1 protein-coding gene and 2 pseudogenes are annotated in these 2,539 nt (G+C 39.9%); all 3 read left to right on the plus strand.

From position 1 onward, the window contains the following. A partial coding sequence (locus tag HSISS2_RS02995) for an ABC transporter permease (RefSeq protein ID WP_042766945.1) occupies positions 1 to 812 on the plus strand: 812 nt, incomplete at its 5' end. A gap of 23 nt (positions 813 to 835) precedes the next feature. Next, positions 836 to 1,458 (plus strand): annotated as a pseudogene (locus HSISS2_RS03000) (TetR/AcrR family transcriptional regulator). Positions 1,459 to 1,659: 201 nt separating this feature from the next. Then, positions 1,660 to 2,423: pseudogene (locus tag HSISS2_RS03005) on the plus strand (nucleoside phosphorylase). Positions 2,424 to 2,539 lie beyond the last annotated feature (116 nt).

Genomic DNA, 2,539 nt, shown 5'->3' on the forward strand with positions numbered 1-2,539 from the left:
TTATCTCTTATAAGGATGGGGAATATCATGTAGCCTATGCCAATACAGATGCCTCTAAAACTTCGGTGACCCGACAAGTATTACGCACCAGTATTGCCAGTGAAGACACCAATCAATTATTAGCCCGTGTGAAGCAATCCCTTCCACAATTACAACTAAAGGTAAAATCTCCTGAAATTAAGGAATCTTATGAATATGGTAACGAGGACACCGGCTTCTTTGCTAAAATGATTCCTGTTTTGCTTGGGTTCGTCGTTTTCTTCTTTGTCTTTTTGATTTCAGGGATGGCACTCTTGAAAGAACGTACTAGCGGAACCCTAGATCGTTTGTTGGCAACCCCAGTCAAACGTTCGGAAATCGTTTACGGCTATATGTTGTCTTACGGCCTTATTGCCATACTGCAGACAGGAGTAGTCGTTCTAGCAGCCATCTGGTTGTTGAACATTGAAGTTGTCGGAAGCCTGTTAAATGTTATAATAGTTAATGTGGTACTGGCTCTGGTGGCACTAGCCTTCGGAATTCTCTTGTCTACCTTGGCAAAATCAGAATTCCAGATGATGCAATTTATTCCTCTTGTGATTATGCCGCAACTCTTTTTCTCAGGAATCATTCCACTTGATTCAATGGGAGACTGGGCAAAAATGCTAGGGAAATTCTTGCCTTTGACTTACTCAGGTGATGCGATGAGTCAGATTATTCTTTACGGACGTGGACTTGGAGATATTTTACCAAATATTGGTGTTCTACTAGTCTTCCTTGTTGCTTTGACAGTTCTCAATATTGTCGGCTTGCGTCGTTACCGTAAAGTATAAAATATAAATATACGAGGATGAAAATGAGTGAGAGTGTTTTTGAGTCGTTTGAAGCTTATCTAAAGGGTGCAGACTATCCCAAGGGAAAGAAAAAATCATGCAGGCGGCGGTCGATTTGATTTCTACTAAGAGTTACAATGGGACCTCCACCTTACAAATTGCCAAACATGCGGGACTTAGCCAAGCAACGCTCTTCAAGTATTTCAAGACCAAAGAAGATTTATTAACGGCTATTTTGCACCCTGTTGTTCCAGGACTTTTCGGTCGTTTCTTTGAAGAGCTTTTAGCCTTAGAAACGACTGAAGAAAAGGTGCATTATCTGGTTCAAAATCGTATGGCCTATCTCAAAACGAATCGCGCTTTGATGAAAATTATTCTTCAGGAAATTTTTTCAAATAAGAAACTGAGAAAAGAACAACTTTATATTTGGAATACTCTTCAGGATAAATTATTAGCACTCCACAAGGAATTGATAGCAGATTCACGAGTGAATCCTGAAATCACGGTTCCTCAAATGGTTCGTATCTGTATAGGTCCCTTATTGGCCTACTTTGCCCAACTCTATATCGTTGGCGACAATAGTGACATAAGAGAAGAGGACTTAAATTTGTTGGAAAAACAGATTTTAGGTGGTTTGTGGAAATAAACACCGACTGAAATCATATTTCTTAAAATAAAACACAAAAAGGACATGTTTCTGACTAAATCAGATTTATGTCCTTTCTTTTCAGTTATGTACATTGTTTAATTGGTTTTTCTTTGTGATTCTTGGGAAGTAGTTCCTATGAAATCATATTACAGTGGTTATTTTTTGATATAATAATTCTTAAAACTTAGGAGGCAACAGATGATACATAAACATGAAATCCCAATTTTAGAGTTTGATGACAATCCTCAGGCTGTGATTATGCCGACCCATGAGGATTTAGACTTGAACTTGCCGTCTAGGTGCGTCTACGCCTTTTTAGGAGAAGAAATCGAACGCTATGCGAATGCTATTGGCGCTGAAAAAGTTGGAGAGTTTGTCTCTGCTACTAAAACCTATCCAGTTTATGTGATGACTTACAATGGAGAGGAAATCTGCTTGGCTCAAGCTCCAGTTGGATCAGCTGCAGCTGCACAATTTCTGGATTGGTTGATTGGTTATGGCGTAAAGCAAATCTTATCAACTGGAACTTGTGGTGTCTTGGTAGACATGCCAGAGAATGTCTTTTGATTCCGACGAGAGCATTGCGAGATGAAGGTGCAAGTTACCACTATGTTGCGCCTTCTAGGTATATAGAAGTGAATCGTCGAGCACTGACTGCCATTGAAACAGTTCTAAGACAAGCGTCCATTCCTTATCAAGAGGTCATGACTTGGTCGACTGACGGCTTTTATAGAGAAACGCCTGACAAGGTGGCCTATCGCATTGAAGAGGGCTGTAGCGTTGTCGAGATGGAATGTGCTGCCCTTGCAGCAGTAGCCCAGCTTCGTGATGCAGTTTGGGGATTACTCCTATTTACCGCAGATTCTCTTGCAGACCTGGAAAATTATGACCAGCGTGACTGGGGTTCAGAAGCTTTTGGTGAGGCCTTGGTACTCTGCTTAGATATCATTGTTCAGATGTAATCTTAATTCGATAGAAAAAGAGCATGACTATAAAATCATGCTCTTTTCATTATCAATTATTATTTCAAAATATCCCTGATTTCTTGGGTATTATGAGCAACTAAATCAGGATTTTC

This window comes from Streptococcus sp. HSISS2 (assembly GCF_000448665.1).
Classification (GTDB): domain Bacteria; phylum Bacillota; class Bacilli; order Lactobacillales; family Streptococcaceae; genus Streptococcus; species Streptococcus raffinosi.